The organism is Flavobacterium sp. AC105 (assembly GCF_979258495.1).
This window is the reverse complement of sequence record NZ_OZ409860.1, coordinates 4,473,044-4,488,801: the sequence shown is the minus strand read 5'-3', so window position 1 is coordinate 4,488,801 and position 15,758 is coordinate 4,473,044. Positions and strand designations below refer to the sequence as shown.

Below are 15,758 nucleotides of genomic sequence, written 5' to 3'. Positions count from 1 at the left end.
GACTTTAAAATTGAATTTCACGAATTAAAAATTGGTGAAATTGATTATTATATACAAACTACGAATTAGCGAAAATTCGTGAAATTCGTGGCGAAAAAACTAAAAAAAAGAAGTAAATTGGTCTAATAATTAAATCGAATGCAAAATTTAATAAAAAGGATAATAGTTTTAGCTGTTGCAGTACTCGTAATAGTTTTGGCTTTCAAATATTGCCAATTCAAAAAAGACGACGATTCTACCATCGATTATAACACCAATTTAATTCAGCAGCAAATTCTTAATGTTGGAAAATTGGTTGTCACCGAAGGACATTTCTCAGAAGTTATAACCTATAAAAATCAACAGAAATATTTGCTGGATATGATTTCTTTTGAGAAAAAAGCGCTTGTTGTCGTAAATGCAAATGTAACGGTTGCGTACGATTTGCATAAAATGAAATACGACATCGACGAGAAAAATAAAACAATTACAATCCTAAATATCCCAAAAGAAGAAATCACAATCAATCCGGATATTCAGTTTTACGACGTAGAACAAAGTAAACTAAATCCGTTTACAGGAGACGATTACAATAAAATCAACAAATCCGTAAAGGCAAACCTGGCCAAGAAAATCGAAAAGTCTACACTAAAAACCAATGCCCAAAACAGATTAATCAGCGAATTGTCGAAGATTTTAATCCTAACCAATTCAATGGGCTGGAAATTACAATACGAAGGAAAAACTATAGAATCTGATAAAGATTTTAACGAAGATTTGAAGTTGTGATTTGCGACGAAGACACTAAGACACAAAGTTTTATTAAAATAATCTAATCGTACTTTTTGTCATTTCGAGGAACGAGAAATCGCACTAGAAATCACACTCCTAAAAGCGCCAATCTTTGTCGGGTTACGAGTGCGATTTCTCGTTTCCCGAAATGACAAACTTACAACTTTGCATCCCGATAGCTATCGAGATTGCGAGATTGAAAAAAATCTGCTCAATCTGCCAAATCTGCGAGAAATGAATTCAACACAATCAAAAGAAAAACTTTACGCCTTAGTGCCTTTGTGGCAAAGAACTATCAAAAATCAAATCCAGTCCGCCAGCAATTAAATGCGCGACTTCAGGACGTTTTACTTTCAATTGATCCAGATAAACCAAAACTTCCTGCAAAAGCTGTTTTTCATCAGAATCTTTCAAAAGTTCAGCGATTTCAACAGAAAGCAGCCAATCGTTAGCATGGTTATTTTTAAGTTTTTCAAAAACAGCTTTTACTTCAGATTTAGAATCTTTATTTTCTCTAATCATGCGAACCGTTTGATATAGAACTTCTAAATCATCGCGTTCATTTGTATGTTTTGCTTTAATGGTTGTCGTTTTCGGAACAGAATTAATCAAATCAAAACTATTCACATCGGCTGGACCGGAAAAAGCAGAAACTACTTTTTTACCAATCGCCATATCATAATTTCCCCATTCAGGCTGAAATAAAATTGTTTCGCCATGAGTTACTTTACAATTTCTAAAACTAATTAAAATAATTTCTCCGTGTAAGTTTCTTGAACCTGTAATAATTTCACCCTCAACAATTATATTACCTTCAAACTCTAATTTTACGGTTTCATTTTCAACGATCGAATAAGCCTGTAAATCCTTCGGGCTCATATCTTCAATCGATAAATTAAAGCCTTTTAGTTTCCCAATCGGACTTCCAAAACCATCGGGATGTGTTAAAGTTCCGTGACCAACCAATTCTTTTTCACGATAGGATAAAGCTGTTTTTCCGGTTGTCTGAATGTAAACCGGTTTTCCTTCTTCTTCAATTACATTAGTAAAAACACCAGAAATTTGCAAACCGGTACTTAATTCAATTGTTCCTAAAGCATTCGAATGAATCAGTTTTTGAATTCCCGAAAGTCCTCCGGTTCTCAATGCCATTTTATTGGCAAATTCTTCCAGAATCAAACTTAAATAGGAAAAATTTGGTGTTACATAAAGTTGAGGCTGCAGCTTCGTAATATCAAAATTCTGATTTGCAGCCGAAATATCATAAGGAATTTTCTTCACATTATCCGTCATGCACCACGCACTTTCACCAATAGAAGAAAGCAATCCTGCGCCATATATTTTTGGGTTTTCGACAGTTCCAATCAAACCGTATTCAACTGTCCACCAATGTAAGTTTCTAATTTGCGCCATTTCAGACAATTCGCCCATATTATTTTGCAAATCTGCGACCGCTTTTTCGGCTTCGTCGATTTTTTCCTGTGGCGTATCTTCGGCTTCTTTCAAAATCGAAAGCAAACGGATCGCTTCATACATTTGATAATCTTTGTGCGAAGAAATCGCTTTACAGCCAATTTCGCCAAAACGGCGTAAATATTCCGCATATTCAGGATTGGCAATAATAGGAGCGTGGCCGGCGCCTTCGTGAATAATATCCGGTGCAGGCGTATATTCTATATGTTCTAACTGTCGAATATCCGATGCAATAACCAAAACATTATAAGCCTGGAATTCCATAAAAGCATTTGGCGGAATAAATCCGTCAACGGCAACTGCAGCCCAGCCAATTTCGGTCAGGATTCGGTTCATGCCGTACATACTCGGAATAGAATCGATTTCGATTCCGGTTTTTCGCAAACCATCCAAATACGAATTATGGGCAACTTTAGATAAATAATCTACATTTTTACGCATTACATAACGCCAAACCGCCTGATTAATTGGTGTATAATCACCATAATCCTGAGGTTTAATAAATTGCTTTAAATGTTTAGGCAATCGCTCTAATAACGGATTTGTTTCAATACTTGCATTCATTTCGAAAACGTTGTAGATTAGAATGTAAAATTACGAATTTTGACCGCTATTTTTTGCTGTTTGTCACAATTTTTTTATTCAAAACGATTTTTTATTGCAGTTTCGTTAGCTATTTGCTTGTTATTTATGTTGCTTTTTTGGAGCTTTTTCCTGCTGTCCGCTATATCTTTTTATTTTTAAAGAAAAAATAAAAAGGATGCCGCTTCCATCAGGGCTAGGGCACCAGTTTTCAAAAGAGCATTTTTTGAATTATAGAAACAGAAGTTTTTCTTTAGCAATCGTTATTTTCATAATTTACTTTCTCCATTTTTTCTTCGTATTTCTCCACATCCTTTTTAGTCATTGTAGCTTCTTTCAGTTCAACTTTTAATTGTTTTTTGCCGTCTGGACTAATCCACAAACCGCTAAAACTTGTTCCGGTTTTCTTCAAAATCATAACGCCAGAAAAATCGTGTTCTACCATTACAAAGTCATTTTCATTTTTTCTGTTTTGAGTAATATCCAATTGTATCCAGCTTCCGGATTTATCATAATGATACATTGATGTATACATTAAATCAGCGGTACAAGGATTTTCTTCCGTTTTGATAAAAAATGTAACCGCTATTTTTCCATCAATAGTTCCTTTATATAAGGAAGTTTCTGCGGGTTTTTGCGCGTTGCTCAAGTTGAAAAATAAAAGACACAGTAAAAGAGACAGCATTAGTTTTTTCATATTCAGATAAGATTGTTTCAATCAAATTTAATTATTTATAAAATAGCAATTCAGTCTATTATGAAATTTGATGTAACTTTTTATTGATTTTCTAAATTCCTGAAATATTCAATTTTGTAATTGAACATATAAGCCATGTTTGCAGCACGAAGTTTAGCTTCTTCGGCTAATTTTCCAACAAATAAACCGTCAACCGTTGAAGTGAAAATTTCCATCCACCGGTCAAAATGAGATTGATTTACCGGCAAATGTTTGTGTGGCGGAAAAGGAGTTCCGGAATATGTATGTACTTCTAATAAAATGGTCTGCCAGAAACGATACATTTTTTCTAAATGTTCAGGCCATCTTCCTAACATTTTTTCATTAAAAATGGGACCAATTAAATCATCTTCCTGCACTTTTGTGTAAAATGTATTTACTAAAAGCTTAATGTCATCTAAGTTTGAAATATCTTGAGTAGGCATGTTTATAAAAATAAAAATCAAGCGGCAAAAGTACGTTTAAAGCACGAAATAAGCCAGTTTTTGTATCCTCTAATAAATATAAAAGACGGAATTTTAAAACATTTATAAAAAAGAATAATAAGATAAGTAGTATAATTTTTGAATATGGTAATATTTTATTTTTAAAGAGCTGGTAATTAATAATTTAAAAATAAATCAGATAAGTTTTTGTAAGGTTTGAATTATGATTTGATGTGTATTTGTAAAGTTGTATAATTGTCATTTTAATTAAATTTAACATAATATTGAAGTAAATTAATAAAATTAACCTTAAAATTTAAGAAAAATTTAATTATTAAAAACCCAAAAAATGATGAACAAAATTACCCAAAAACCAAAAAACCGAATGAAATTTAAGATAATGATGTATTTCATTATTATGATTTCATTTTCTGTTAAAATGAATGCCCAAACTGTTACTCCCTGGATCACCTCAGGAGACCAAACAAAATTATTGCAGCAACAAGGTACTGTTACCTTTGGAAGCAATTCAGGAACTAATCCTTCTACAGTAACCGTTAACGCAGGAACAACATACCAAACCATGGACGGATTTGGTTACACACTTACAGAAGGAAGCTGCGAAGTAATCAGCGGAATGGCTGCAACACAGCAAAATCAATTGTTGAATGATTTGTATAATCCTACTACAGGCTTAAACGCAAATGTGGTTCGTATTAGTATAGGAGCTTCAGATTTAAGTAGTTCTTCTTATAGTTATAACGAAACTTCCGGAGACACAAACATGAACAACTTTAGTCTTAATGGTCCGGATTTGAACTATTTAGTTCCGATTCTAAAAAAGATTCTACTTATTAATCCAAACATAAAAATATTAGCAACACCTTGGTCAGCGCCACGCTGGATGAAAACCAATGGATCTTGGGTTGGCGGAAGTTTGCAGACGCAATATTATGCAGCGTACGCTAAATACTTTGTAAAATATTTTGCTGCAATGCAGGCGCAGGGAATTTCTATTTGGGGAATCACACCTCAAAACGAACCTGAAAATCCAAATAATGAACCAAGTATGTTGATGAATTCAACAGAACAAAAGAATTTTATTAATCAACAGCTTGGGCCACAAATGGCAACAGCCGGTTACGGAAACATAAAAATTATTGCTTTTGATCACAATTGCGATAACACTGCATATCCTACGGATGTTTTAAACAACAGCAGTTATGTTGATGGTGCAGCGTTTCACTTGTATTTAGGAAACATTTCAGCAATGTCGACAGTACGAAATGCAACGAATAAAAATGTTTATTTTACAGAACAATATACAAGCTCAGGCGGTAGTTTTAGTGGAGATTTTGGATGGCACATGCAAAACATCGTTATTGGAAGTACAAATAACTGGGCAAAAACCGTATTAGAATGGAATGCAGCTAATAATTCAAGCCTTGGGCCACGTACTCCTGGGGGATGTAATACTTGTTTAGGTGCTATTACCGTGAACAACAGTACCAGTTATACTAAAAATGTAGCGTATTATATTATTGGTCAAATCTCAAAATTTGTAAAACCGGGAGCTTTAAGAATCAGCTCTTCAAGTACAAGCGGTTCAATTGTTTCTGCCGGATTTAAAAACCCTGACGGATCAATTGCACTTGTAATTTATAATTCAGGATCAGCAAATACGATTAAAGTTGTTTCTGGATCTTCTGCATTTAATTACACAGTTCCGGCTTCATCAGCTGTTACTTTTAATTGGGGAGCAGGATCACCGCCATCGTCATCTTTTCCCGGATATTATAATATTGTTTCAAGAAACAGCAATAAAGCACTTGATGTAGCTGATAATTCAACTACAAGCGGCGGTCGTATTCAGCAATATGATGTTACCGGTGGCGGTGGAAGTAACCAACGCTGGAAATTTGTTTCTACAGGAAGTGGCAGCTATTACATTATCGTAAAATCTACAGGAATGTATTTGGCAGTTGAAAACAATGGAACAGCAAATGGATTGAAAGTGCAGCAAAAAACTTTCTCTAATTCTAATGAATTTAAATGGACTGTTAATAGTCTTGGAGGCGGGTATTATAGTATTATCAACGTAAACAGCAATAAATCTCTTGATGTTGAAAATGTTTCTACAGCAAATGGTGCTAACATTCAAATTTGGGATTATACAAGCGGATTAAACCAACAATGGCAATTGGTACAGGTTGAATCAACTGCTAAAAAAGTTACTCTGGAACCTACATCATCTGAGTTTTCTGTTTACATCAATTCGACAAATGACTATTTAAAAATCAATACGCCTAATTCTGGTTCAGGTCAGGTTGAGCTTTATTCAGTTGGAGGTCAAAGTGTTTTAAAAAGAACGGTGGATTTTGAAAATGGAAGTGAAACTGCAATCGAAATTTCGAAACTACCAAAAGGACTGTATGTAGTAAGAGTTAACGATAGTCAACGTTCTTATTCTAAAAAAGTATTGAAGCAATAATTACAAATACGGAATTCAATTAGTAATTTTATATTTGAGTTTAAAAGGCTGTTTGATTTACGTCAAACAGCCTTTTTGTTTTTATCCAATTAATTGCGTGAATAAATCCTGATTGTCATTTAAATATTGAAACTCAAAACCATTTTTGGTCATATTCATTTTAATGGCTAGAATATCTTTTTTGTTTTTCAGTTCTAACCCAACAACTACAGAACCTACTTCGCGGCTGTTTTTCTTCGCAAATTGAAAATAAGTAATATCATCATCCGGACCCAGAATATTGTTTACAAATTCCTTCAGAGCTCCCGGACGCTGCGGAAACTGAATCATAAAATAATGCATCAAACCTTCATATAATAAGGAACGTTCTTTTATTTCGGCAGTTCTTTCAATATCGTTATTGCTTCCGCTAACGATACAAACGACCGTTTTTCCTTTTATTTTATCCTTATAAAAGTCTAAAGCAGCAATCGTTAACGCTCCGGCCGGCTCAACAACCATGGCTTCTTCATTGTATAATCGTAAAATTGTGGTGCAGACTTTTCCTTCGGGAACCAGAATAATATCTTCTAAATTATAACGGCAAATCTCAAACGTTTTATCGCCAACTTGTTTTACTGCGGCGCCATCTACAAATTTATCAATTGTGGTTAAAGCCGTATTTTTGTTTTCTTCAATCGAAGTTTTCATCGAAGGCGCACCTTTTGGTTCAACACCAATAATCTTAGTATTTGGGCTCAAATGTTTAAAAACCTCTGATAAACCAGAAGCTAATCCGCCGCCGCCAATCGGAACAAAAACATAATCAATCGGCTCTTTATAACTTTCCAGAATTTCTAATCCTACAGTTCCCTGACCTGCAATCACTTTTTCATCATCAAAAGGATGGATGAAAATTTTATGGTTTTGAATAGCATCGGCTGTAGCCGAAGCATAAGCATCATCAAAAGTATCTCCGGTAAGAACGATTTCAACAAACGATTTCCCGAATAACTGAACTTGTTTTACTTTTTGTTTTGGAGTTGTTTTTGGCATATAAATTTTCCCTTTTATTTGCAGAAGATGACAAGAATACGCCACGCCCTGCGCATGATTTCCGGCACTTGCGCAGACAATTCCAATAGCTTTTTCAGCATCATTCAACGAAGAAATCTTGTTGTAAGCGCCTCTGATTTTATACGACCGGACAATTTGTAAATCTTCTCTTTTTAATAAAATTGTCGATTTAAATTCTTCAGAAAGATTCAAATTTTGTGTAAGCGGCGTAGCAGAAACTACATTTTCAAGTTGTTTTTTGGCGGCAAGTACTTCGTTAAATAAATTCATGTTGTTTATTATTTTTTTACCACAAATTGCACAAATTTCCGCTAATTTATTTACTCAAACACAGGGAAATAATTTGTGAAAATATGTGTAATTTGTGGTTATTTTTTAATTGATAAAATAAAAAAAAACCTCCCGATTTGGGAGGTTTAATAAAATGTATTTTGTTTACTTATTTATATAATACCTCGCCGTTATTGCTGAATTGCAATAATGATAATAGAGATAATCATGATATTTAAGTTTTTCATTTCAGATAATTGAATCGCAAATGTATTAATTATTTTTTTACCGGTGGGTATTGCGCTAAAATTTTAGTTACAAATTCAGTAACTTTTTCATCTTTTTTATCCACGTTTCTGGTTAAAGTTCCAACGCCTTCACCTTGCCAGATCATTTCTTTCTTTTTAGCATCGATCAAATCGATAAATAAAGTTCCTTCTGTGGAAGTTGAAACAGTGGTCTGTCCTCCGTACATCATGTAAGGATTCCATCCCCAACCCCAACCATAACCCCATCCGGCGCTAAATTGGTTCACATCAACTTGTTCTCTTGATTTAGTAAAAATATTTACTAATAAATCAGGGTTTTCACTTTTTGTAAAACCTTTTGCCTGCATTTGATCATCGATGGCGCGTAGAATACGTCTTTTATCCAAATCAGATATTTCGACCTTATCGATTCCCGGCTTAAAAAAAGCATAAGTTTTATAAGGTGCAAAATCTACGTTTTTATCGTAATCAGAATAAACACTAACAGTACTGCATGAGGCGAGTATCAAAAGCAAAAAAACGGGCACTAATTTGAATGTTTTCATTTTTATAAAATTTATTTGTTCTCAATTTCTTTGTCAGGCTGAGTGCCCTTCGACTCCGCTCAGGGTGACATTCCTTCGACTTCGCTCAGGATGACAATTTAATTAAAAGAGACTTTCATCTACAATATTAGGTAAAGTCACTTTTAATAAGGGCTGAACTTTCATGGCTCTTTTTATGGCAAAAATCGCTTCGTCATTTCTAGCCCAGCTTCTTCTTGAAATTCCGTTGTTAACATCCCAGAAAAGCATTGATGCTAAACGCTTTGAAGCTTCTTTAGAACCATCAAGAACCATACCAAATCCGCCGTTTATAACCTCTCCCCAGCCAACTCCTCCGCCATTGTGAATCGAAACCCAGGTTGCTCCTCTAAAGCTGTCGCCAATCACGTTTTGAATCGCCATATCTGCCGTAAAACGAGAACCGTCATAGATATTAGAAGTCTCTCTGTAAGGAGAATCCGTTCCCGAAACATCATGATGATCACGACCTAAAACAACCGTTCCAATTTCGCCTTTTGCAATCGCCTGATTAAAAGCTTCAGCAATTTTAATTCGGCCTTCAGCGTCAGCGTACAGAATTCTGGCTTGAGAACCTACAACCAATTTATTTTCCTGCGCGCCTTTAATCCATTTTATATTATCCTGCATTTGCTGTTGAATTTCGTTTGGAGAAGTTTTGGCTAATTCTTCTAAAACCTGGCTTGCAATAGTATCCGTTTTCTGTAAATCTTCCGGTTTTCCTGAAGTACAAACCCATCTAAAAGGTCCAAAACCGTAATCGAAACACATTGGTCCCATAATATCCTGAACATAACTCGGATATTTAAAATCGATATTGTTTTCTGCCATTACATCAGCACCAGCGCGGGAAGCTTCTAATAAAAACGCATTTCCGTAATCAAAAAAGTACGTTCCTTTTGCGGTGTGTTTGTTTATTGCTTTCGCTTGACGACGTAAAGATTCCTGAACTTTTTCTTTGAATAATTCTGGATTATTGGCCATCATTTCGTTGGCTTCTTCAAAAGAAATTCCAACCGGATAATAACCTCCAGCCCAAGGATTATGAAGTGAAGTCTGATCTGAACCCAAATCAATTTTTATGTTTTCTTTGTCGAAACACTCCCAAACATCAACCACATTTCCTAAATAAGCAATCGAAACCACTTCTTTATTGGCTTTCGCCGAATTGACTCTTTTTACTAATTCTTCTGTCGAAGTTACGATTTCATTAATCCAGCCTTGTTCATGGCGAATTTTTGTAATTTTAGGATTTACTTCGGCGCAGACCGTAATACAACCGGCAATATTTCCGGCTTTTGGCTGTGCTCCGGACATTCCGCCAAGACCTGAAGTCACAAAAAGATTTCCCTCAGGATTTAGCTTTATTTTTCTGAAACCATTCAAAACCGTAATCGTAGTTCCGTGTACAATTCCTTGAGGGCCAATATACATATAACTTCCGGCCGTCATTTGTCCGTATTGTGAAACGCCCAAAGCATTCATTTTTTCCCAATCGTCCGGTTTCGAATAATTTGGGATAACCATTCCGTTTGTAACTACAACTCTCGGCGCTTCAGCATGCGAAGGAAATAATCCCATTGGATGTCCTGAATACATCGTTAAAGTCTGCTCATCTGTCATTTCAGACAAATATTGCATCGTCAATAAATATTGCGCCCAGTTCTGAAAAACAGCCCCGTTTCCGCCATAAGTAATCAATTCATGCGGATGTTGCGCCACAGCATAATCCAGATTGTTCTGAATCATGTGCATAATCGCTTTTGCTTGTATGGATTTCCCAGGATATTCGTCAATTGGTCGGGCGTACATTCTGTAATCCGGACGCAGGCGATACATATATATACGACCGTATTTTTCTAATTCTTCAGAGAATTCTTTAATCAATTCAGCGTGATGTTTCGCTTCAAAATAACGTAAAGCATTTTTTAAAGCCAGTTTTTTTTCTTCTGCCGAAAGAATGTCTTTTCGTTTTGGCGCATGATTAATCGCTAAATCGTATTGTTTTTTTGGAGGTAATATTGTTGGAATTCCTTGTTGTATTTCTTCTTTAAAAGTCATTTTTTTTAGATTTTTAGATATTAGATTTTTAGACTTCTGAGATTTTTTTGAAGTCAGATAATCAATTGTCTATTTTAATTATTCTCTTGAAATTATATCGCTCCGCTGGAGCTATATCCCGGCGTTAATTTTTCCCTATAAATATAGTACTCCTACGGAGTTATTTCCAGCCTTGGAAAGGCGTCATGTTTATAGAAAAATAGAATCGGTCTTTTACAAAAGCTCCATAGGAGCGAAATATCTATCAATGAAAATTCGATCTGAAATATTTATCTCATTTTCTAATTGACAAATTATCTAATTAAAAAGCTAGGGATAACGAATATCCGACCTGTGATAGGATTTGTGGATCGTAATCCTAAATTTTCGCAAGAGAATATCCATATATAATTTTAGATTTTAGATTTGTCCTTCGACTTTTCTCAGGATGACAAAATTATCTCATTATCAAATTGGCACATTTTCTAATTAGATTGTTTTCTAATTCGTCCTGTGTTTTTATCAAATCCGTACGGACAATGACGACAACCGCTTTTGCAGCAATAACCACGTTTTAGGTGGTGTTTTTCGGTAAAACATTTATAACCTTCGGGCGTATAATAAAAATCTTCGCCTTCGATTAATTTATTTTCATTACTTTGCTCTTTCATAAATCTGCTTTCGGTCGTTTTATTTCTTCAAAAAATCAAAAATAAATAATTGATTATGATTTTATTGAAATCAAACAATTTTATAGCTACAAATTTATAAATTTTACAGCCAATGTTTCTAATTGTTGCTAAATATTTAATTCCGAATGGATATCGTGGAATGACTGTATTTCCGTTTGTAATAGTAAAATATGGTTTTGATAAAACAAATGAAACTTTCGTTAATCACGAAAAGATACATTTAAGACAGCAGCTGGAAATGTTGATTTTTCCTTTTTTTATTTGGTATTTTTCAGAATATTTAATTCGATTGCTTCAATATAAAAACAAAGATTTGGCGTACCGGAATATAAGTTTTGAAAGAGAAGCTTATGCGAAAGAAGGCGACTTGAATTATTTGAAAAACCGATCTTTTTTTCAATTTCTGAAATACATTAATTTAAAATAAATCTGATTTTGAACCAGGATATTCATATCAATTTTCCCAATGAAATCTCTTTGACAATTAAACGCGAAGACTTGATTCATCCGTTTGTTTCCGGGAATAAATTCAGAAAACTGAAATACAATTTACTTCAGGCAAAAGCCGAAAATAAAACTACTTTATTGACTTTTGGCGGTGCTTTTTCGAATCATATTGCCGCAGTTGCTTATGCAGGAAAAGAGCAGGGTTTTAAAACTATCGGAATTATTCGCGGAGACGAACTTTTTGATAAAATTGAAGAGAATCCAACTCTGAAATTTGCTCAGGAAAACGGAATGCAATTTGAATTTGTTTCCAGAGAAGATTACCGGCTAAAAAGCGAAATTTCTTTTATAGAAAAATTAAAAGACAAGTTCGGAGATTTTTATTTAGTGCCCGAAGGAGGCACAAATGAACTGGCCGTAAAAGGCTGCGAAGAGATTTTGACAGAAGAAGATTCTGTTTTTAATTACGTTTGTTGCGCGGTAGGAACGGGCGGAACGATTTCGGGATTAATCAATAGTGCTTTTCCAAATCAGAAAATTTTAGGGTTTCCGGCGTTAAAAGGTGACTTTTTAACCGATGAAATTCGTATTTTTGCAAAAAAAGATAACTGGAATTTAATTTCTGACTATCATTTTGGAGGTTATGGAAAGGTAAATTTGGAATTAATTGAATTTATCAATGCTTTTTTTGAAGAAAATAAAGTACCCTTAGATCCAATTTATACAGGAAAGATGGTTTTTGGCGTTATAGATTTAATCGGCAAAAATTATTTTGAGCCACATTCAAAAATAGTACTCATTCACACAGGCGGATTACAGGGAATTGACGGAATGAATATAAAATTGATGCAGAAGAAATTACCAATACTCAAAAAAAATGTTTAAAAAAATCATCGTTCTCTTTATAATTGCAACTTTAGCCAGTTGTTCTGCCAGCAAACCTACTATTGCAACAACCCGAAAAGCTGCAGCAGTGCAAAAACCAAGAGTAGCGACTACCAAAAGGTCAACACCAGTTAAGCCAATTGGCAAAAATTATCCTTCTACAAATGTTACAACTGAGGTAATTCAGTCGACTTCAAAAACGGTTGTAACCAGCGATTTAATCAATAATTACGTATTGCAATTTAAAGATATTGCAATGGGAAATATGCAGAAATATGGTATTCCTGCAAGTATTATTCTGGCTCAGGGAATCTTAGAATCTGGAGCAGGAAAAGGAGATTTGGCATTAGAAGCGAATAATCATTTTGGGATAAAATGCCATAATGATTGGCTGGGAGAAAGTGTTCGGCATGATGATGATTCGGCTCAGGAATGTTTTAGAAAATATACTGAAGCATCAGAATCTTATCGTGATCACGCTTTATTTTTGGTTGGAAAAAACAGATACGCAACTTTATTTACTTACGAAAAAGACGATTATAAAGCCTGGGCAAAAGGTTTAAGAGCGGCCGGATATGCGACAGATCCTAATTATCCGGATAAATTAATCAGTTATATAGAACGTTATAATTTGCACCAATACGATTGTCAGGTTACAGGAAAAAGTTATAAGCCGTTTGATAAATCGGTTGGCACTACAACCAAAACTTCTAATTCTAATATAAATTTGAATGATCCTAATTTATACGAAGTTCAAAAAGGAGACACCTTGTATTCGATTTCAAAAAAATTCAACTTGCTGGTTGATGATTTAAAACAGAAAAATAATCTTTTGGATAATACGCTTTCTGTAGGGCAAAAACTGAGAGTGAAATAAATTATTAATTATTGATTGTTAATTATAAATTATTAAATAAAAAATAGATATTGAATTATTTTGCTTCAAAAATCTAAGAAGTTTAACGATCTAACATCTAAAAATCTAAAAATAAAATGATCTATAAAAGAAGTAGTCAGCTTTTTGCTGAAGCAGAAAAAGTAATTCCGGGAGGCGTAAATTCGCCAGTAAGAGCCTTTAAAGCAGTTGGTGGAACTCCTATTTTTGTAAAAAGTGCCAAAGGAGCTTATTTATATGACGAAGACGGAAATAAATTAATTGATTATATCAACTCCTGGGGACCAATGGTTTTAGGTCACGCATATCAGCCTGTTGTTGATGCCGTAATCGAAAAAGCAAAACTTGGAACTTCATTTGGAATGCCAACGGAACTGGAAACTCAAATCGCAGCCTTGGCGGTTTCTATGGTTCCGAATATTGATAAAATAAGATTTGTAAATTCAGGTACAGAAGCATGTATGAGCGCAATTCGTCTGGCTCGCGGGTTTACAAAAAGAGATAAAATAATTAAATTTGCCGGTTGTTACCACGGACATTCAGATTCATTTTTGATTCAGGCCGGAAGTGGAGCCGTAACTTTTGGATCGCCAAATAGTCCGGGCGTTACAGAAGGAACTGCAAAAGATACATTGTTAGCGAAATACAATGATTTAGAGAACGTAAAAACGTTGATCGAAGCTAATAAAAACGAAATTGCTGCAATTATAATTGAACCAGTTGCCGGAAATATGGGATGTATTCCGCCTCAAAAAGGATTTTTGCAAGGATTAAGAGATTTGTGTACCGCAAACGGAATTTTACTAATTTTTGATGAGGTAATGACTGGTTTTCGTTTAGCTCGTGGCGGCGTTCAGGAATTGTATAATATCGTCGCTGATATTGTTACTTTCGGAAAAGTAATTGGTGGAGGTTTACCAGTTGGTGCATTTGCTGCACGTGCCGAAATCATGAATTATTTAGCACCGCTTGGACCTGTTTATCAGGCAGGAACATTATCAGGAAATCCGTTGGCAATGGCAGCGGGATTAGCAATGTTGCAATCTCTTGATAATGATCGTGAAATTTTTACCCGTTTAGAAGAAAAAACAGCATATTTAGAAGCTGGAATTGACAGGGTTTTAAAAGCAAATAATGTTGTTTTTACCATCAATAGAGTAGGTTCTATGATTTCGGTACATTTTGATGCAAATCCGGTTACCGATTTTCAAACGGCTGCAAAAGGAGACAACGAAACGTTTAAGAAATTCTTTCACGGTTTGCTAAACGAAGGTGTTTACATTGCACCATCAGCATATGAAACCTGGTTTATTACAGATGCATTAACTTATGAAGATTTAGATTTTACGATCCATGCGATCGATAAAGTTTCGAAAACATTTTAATAACAAAAAAGAGGCTTTAAAAGCCTCTTTTTTTTGATCTCAATTACATTTTATCTTTTCGGTGATCTTTCATTTTGTCTTTATGCTCTTTTTTAATTGCTTCCCATTTTTTATATTGATCAGCAGTTAAAATAGATTTCATTTTAGCATTATACGCTTTATGATCTTCTTTCATTTGTTTTTTCATAGCCGCTTTTTCAGCGTCTGTTGGTGCAATACCAGTATCTTTTCTGCTTTTTTTCAGCATTTCCATTTTAGTACTTCTGTTAGATAAAAGTTCGCCAACTTGTTTTTGCTGATCGGCATTTAAGTTTAAATCAGTTGTTAATTTTTGCAAATGTGCCTGATTGCGTTCTTGCGGAGATTTATGATCTCTTTTTCCTTTATGATCTTTTTTAAGTGCAGTCCATTTTGTGTATTGATCTGCATTTAAAATTGCTTTCATTTTAGCGTCGTTCGCTGTTTCGTCAGCTTCCATTTGCTTTTTAAAAGCTTCCCTTTCTTCAGCAGTCGGTTTTGTATTCTTGTCTTTTCTTGAATCTTTAAACTTTTCTGCTTTGGCACTTCTTTCGGCCAACAATTGTTTTACTTGTTCTTGTTGTTTTTTATCTAAATTCAAGTCAGAAGTTAACTTTTGTAAATGTTTCTCGTTACGTTGTTCCGGAGTTAGATTTTCTCTTTGATCACGTGTCGGTTTCTGATTGATGTCTTGTGCAAAACTTACTATTCCAACGAATAATAAAGCAGCAATAAATAATTTTTTCATTTTTCGTTTTTT

14 protein-coding genes are annotated in these 15,758 nt (G+C 34.5%); 6 read left to right on the top strand and 8 right to left on the bottom strand.

Annotated elements, in window-relative coordinates; translation table 11 throughout:
- The first annotated feature begins 138 nt into the window (after window positions 1-138).
- Entirely contained in the window at window positions 139-768 is a 630-nt protein-coding gene (locus ACZ0AH_RS18620; RefSeq protein ID WP_463477270.1) for a DUF4230 domain-containing protein, read from the top strand.
- A gap of 273 nt (window positions 769-1,041) precedes the next feature.
- Here ACZ0AH_RS18620 and ACZ0AH_RS18615 read toward each other — a convergent pair whose 3' ends face one another.
- From ACZ0AH_RS18615 to ACZ0AH_RS18605, 3 genes are all read right to left on the bottom strand, one after another.
- On the bottom strand, window positions 1,042-2,808 hold the full coding sequence (locus tag ACZ0AH_RS18615; RefSeq protein ID WP_463477269.1) for an aromatic amino acid hydroxylase: 1,767 nt from the start codon (window positions 2,806-2,808) through the stop codon (window positions 1,042-1,044).
- Window positions 2,809-3,079: 271 nt separating this feature from the next.
- Complete coding sequence (locus ACZ0AH_RS18610) at window positions 3,080-3,523, bottom strand: hypothetical protein (RefSeq protein ID WP_463477268.1); 444 nt, start codon at window positions 3,521-3,523, stop codon at window positions 3,080-3,082.
- Between the two features lie 80 nt (window positions 3,524-3,603).
- Window positions 3,604-3,987, bottom strand: a complete 384-nt coding sequence (locus tag ACZ0AH_RS18605; protein ID WP_463477267.1) for a group III truncated hemoglobin — start codon at window positions 3,985-3,987, stop codon at window positions 3,604-3,606.
- 349 nt (window positions 3,988-4,336) lie between these two features.
- Between ACZ0AH_RS18605 and ACZ0AH_RS18600 the strand changes: the two genes are divergently transcribed.
- Complete coding sequence (locus tag ACZ0AH_RS18600) at window positions 4,337-6,478, top strand: RICIN domain-containing protein (protein WP_463477266.1); 2,142 nt, start codon at window positions 4,337-4,339, stop codon at window positions 6,476-6,478.
- Window positions 6,479-6,559: 81 nt separating this feature from the next.
- Here ACZ0AH_RS18600 and ilvA read toward each other — a convergent pair whose 3' ends face one another.
- The 4 genes from ilvA to ACZ0AH_RS18580 all read right to left on the bottom strand — a co-directional run bounded on the left by ilvA (window position 6,560) and on the right by ACZ0AH_RS18580 (window position 11,347).
- Window positions 6,560-7,804: a threonine ammonia-lyase IlvA gene (gene ilvA, locus ACZ0AH_RS18595; protein WP_463477265.1), complete on the bottom strand. Its 1,245-nt coding sequence runs from the start codon at window positions 7,802-7,804 to the stop codon at window positions 6,560-6,562.
- Window positions 7,805-8,081: 277 nt separating this feature from the next.
- Window positions 8,082-8,618 carry a DUF4136 domain-containing protein gene (locus tag ACZ0AH_RS18590; RefSeq protein ID WP_463477264.1) on the bottom strand — a complete coding sequence of 179 codons (537 nt, stop codon included), beginning with the start codon at window positions 8,616-8,618 and terminating at the stop codon, window positions 8,082-8,084.
- A 102-nt stretch (window positions 8,619-8,720) separates the two neighbouring features.
- Entirely contained in the window at window positions 8,721-10,697 is a 1,977-nt protein-coding gene (locus ACZ0AH_RS18585) for a urocanate hydratase (protein ID WP_463477263.1), read from the bottom strand.
- Window positions 10,698-11,161: 464 nt separating this feature from the next.
- Window positions 11,162-11,347: a DUF5522 domain-containing protein gene (locus ACZ0AH_RS18580; RefSeq protein WP_463477262.1), complete on the bottom strand. Its 186-nt coding sequence runs from the start codon at window positions 11,345-11,347 to the stop codon at window positions 11,162-11,164.
- A 112-nt stretch (window positions 11,348-11,459) separates the two neighbouring features.
- Between ACZ0AH_RS18580 and ACZ0AH_RS18575 the strand changes: the two genes are divergently transcribed.
- The 4 genes from ACZ0AH_RS18575 to hemL all read left to right on the top strand — a co-directional run bounded on the left by ACZ0AH_RS18575 (window position 11,460) and on the right by hemL (window position 14,980).
- The gene (locus ACZ0AH_RS18575) at window positions 11,460-11,795 is read left to right on the top strand and encodes a hypothetical protein (RefSeq protein WP_463477261.1); all 336 of its coding nucleotides are present in this window, start codon (window positions 11,460-11,462) and stop codon (window positions 11,793-11,795) included.
- Window positions 11,796-11,803: 8 nt separating this feature from the next.
- On the top strand, window positions 11,804-12,700 hold the full coding sequence (locus ACZ0AH_RS18570) for a 1-aminocyclopropane-1-carboxylate deaminase/D-cysteine desulfhydrase (protein ID WP_463477260.1): 897 nt from the start codon (window positions 11,804-11,806) through the stop codon (window positions 12,698-12,700).
- Window positions 12,693-13,577: a glucosaminidase domain-containing protein gene (locus ACZ0AH_RS18565; protein ID WP_463477259.1), complete on the top strand. Its 885-nt coding sequence runs from the start codon at window positions 12,693-12,695 to the stop codon at window positions 13,575-13,577. Before ACZ0AH_RS18570 ends, ACZ0AH_RS18565 begins: the two co-directional genes overlap by 8 nt.
- A 116-nt stretch (window positions 13,578-13,693) precedes the next feature.
- Window positions 13,694-14,980, top strand: a complete 1,287-nt coding sequence (gene hemL, locus ACZ0AH_RS18560; protein ID WP_463477258.1) for a glutamate-1-semialdehyde 2,1-aminomutase — start codon at window positions 13,694-13,696, stop codon at window positions 14,978-14,980.
- A gap of 43 nt (window positions 14,981-15,023) precedes the next feature.
- On the opposite strand, the gene ACZ0AH_RS18555 is transcribed toward hemL, so the two are convergent.
- Window positions 15,024-15,746 (bottom strand): hypothetical protein, encoded by a 723-nt coding sequence (locus tag ACZ0AH_RS18555; RefSeq protein ID WP_463477257.1) that lies wholly within the window; start codon window positions 15,744-15,746, stop codon window positions 15,024-15,026.
- Window positions 15,747-15,758: the final 12 nt, after the last annotated feature.

Excerpts from the sequence above, each read along its gene's own strand:
- ACZ0AH_RS18620 (WP_463477270.1), top strand. The coding sequence starts at position 139 with ATGCAAAATTTAATAAAAAGGATAATAGTTTTAGCTGTTGCAGTACTC.
- ACZ0AH_RS18615 (WP_463477269.1), bottom strand. The coding sequence starts at position 2,808 with ATGAATGCAAGTATTGAAACAAATCCGTTATTAGAGCGATTGCCTAAA.
- ACZ0AH_RS18610 (WP_463477268.1), bottom strand. The coding sequence starts at position 3,523 with ATGAAAAAACTAATGCTGTCTCTTTTACTGTGTCTTTTATTTTTCAAC.
- ACZ0AH_RS18605 (WP_463477267.1), bottom strand. The coding sequence starts at position 3,987 with ATGCCTACTCAAGATATTTCAAACTTAGATGACATTAAGCTTTTAGTA.
- ACZ0AH_RS18600 (WP_463477266.1), top strand. The coding sequence starts at position 4,337 with ATGATGAACAAAATTACCCAAAAACCAAAAAACCGAATGAAATTTAAG.
- ilvA (WP_463477265.1), bottom strand. The coding sequence starts at position 7,804 with ATGAATTTATTTAACGAAGTACTTGCCGCCAAAAAACAACTTGAAAAT.
- ACZ0AH_RS18590 (WP_463477264.1), bottom strand. The coding sequence starts at position 8,618 with ATGAAAACATTCAAATTAGTGCCCGTTTTTTTGCTTTTGATACTCGCC.
- ACZ0AH_RS18585 (WP_463477263.1), bottom strand. The coding sequence starts at position 10,697 with ATGACTTTTAAAGAAGAAATACAACAAGGAATTCCAACAATATTACCT.
- ACZ0AH_RS18580 (WP_463477262.1), bottom strand. The coding sequence starts at position 11,347 with ATGAAAGAGCAAAGTAATGAAAATAAATTAATCGAAGGCGAAGATTTT.
- ACZ0AH_RS18575 (WP_463477261.1), top strand. The coding sequence starts at position 11,460 with ATGTTTCTAATTGTTGCTAAATATTTAATTCCGAATGGATATCGTGGA.
- ACZ0AH_RS18565 (WP_463477259.1), top strand. The coding sequence starts at position 12,693 with ATGTTTAAAAAAATCATCGTTCTCTTTATAATTGCAACTTTAGCCAGT.
- hemL (WP_463477258.1), top strand. The coding sequence starts at position 13,694 with ATGATCTATAAAAGAAGTAGTCAGCTTTTTGCTGAAGCAGAAAAAGTA.
- ACZ0AH_RS18555 (WP_463477257.1), bottom strand. The coding sequence starts at position 15,746 with ATGAAAAAATTATTTATTGCTGCTTTATTATTCGTTGGAATAGTAAGT.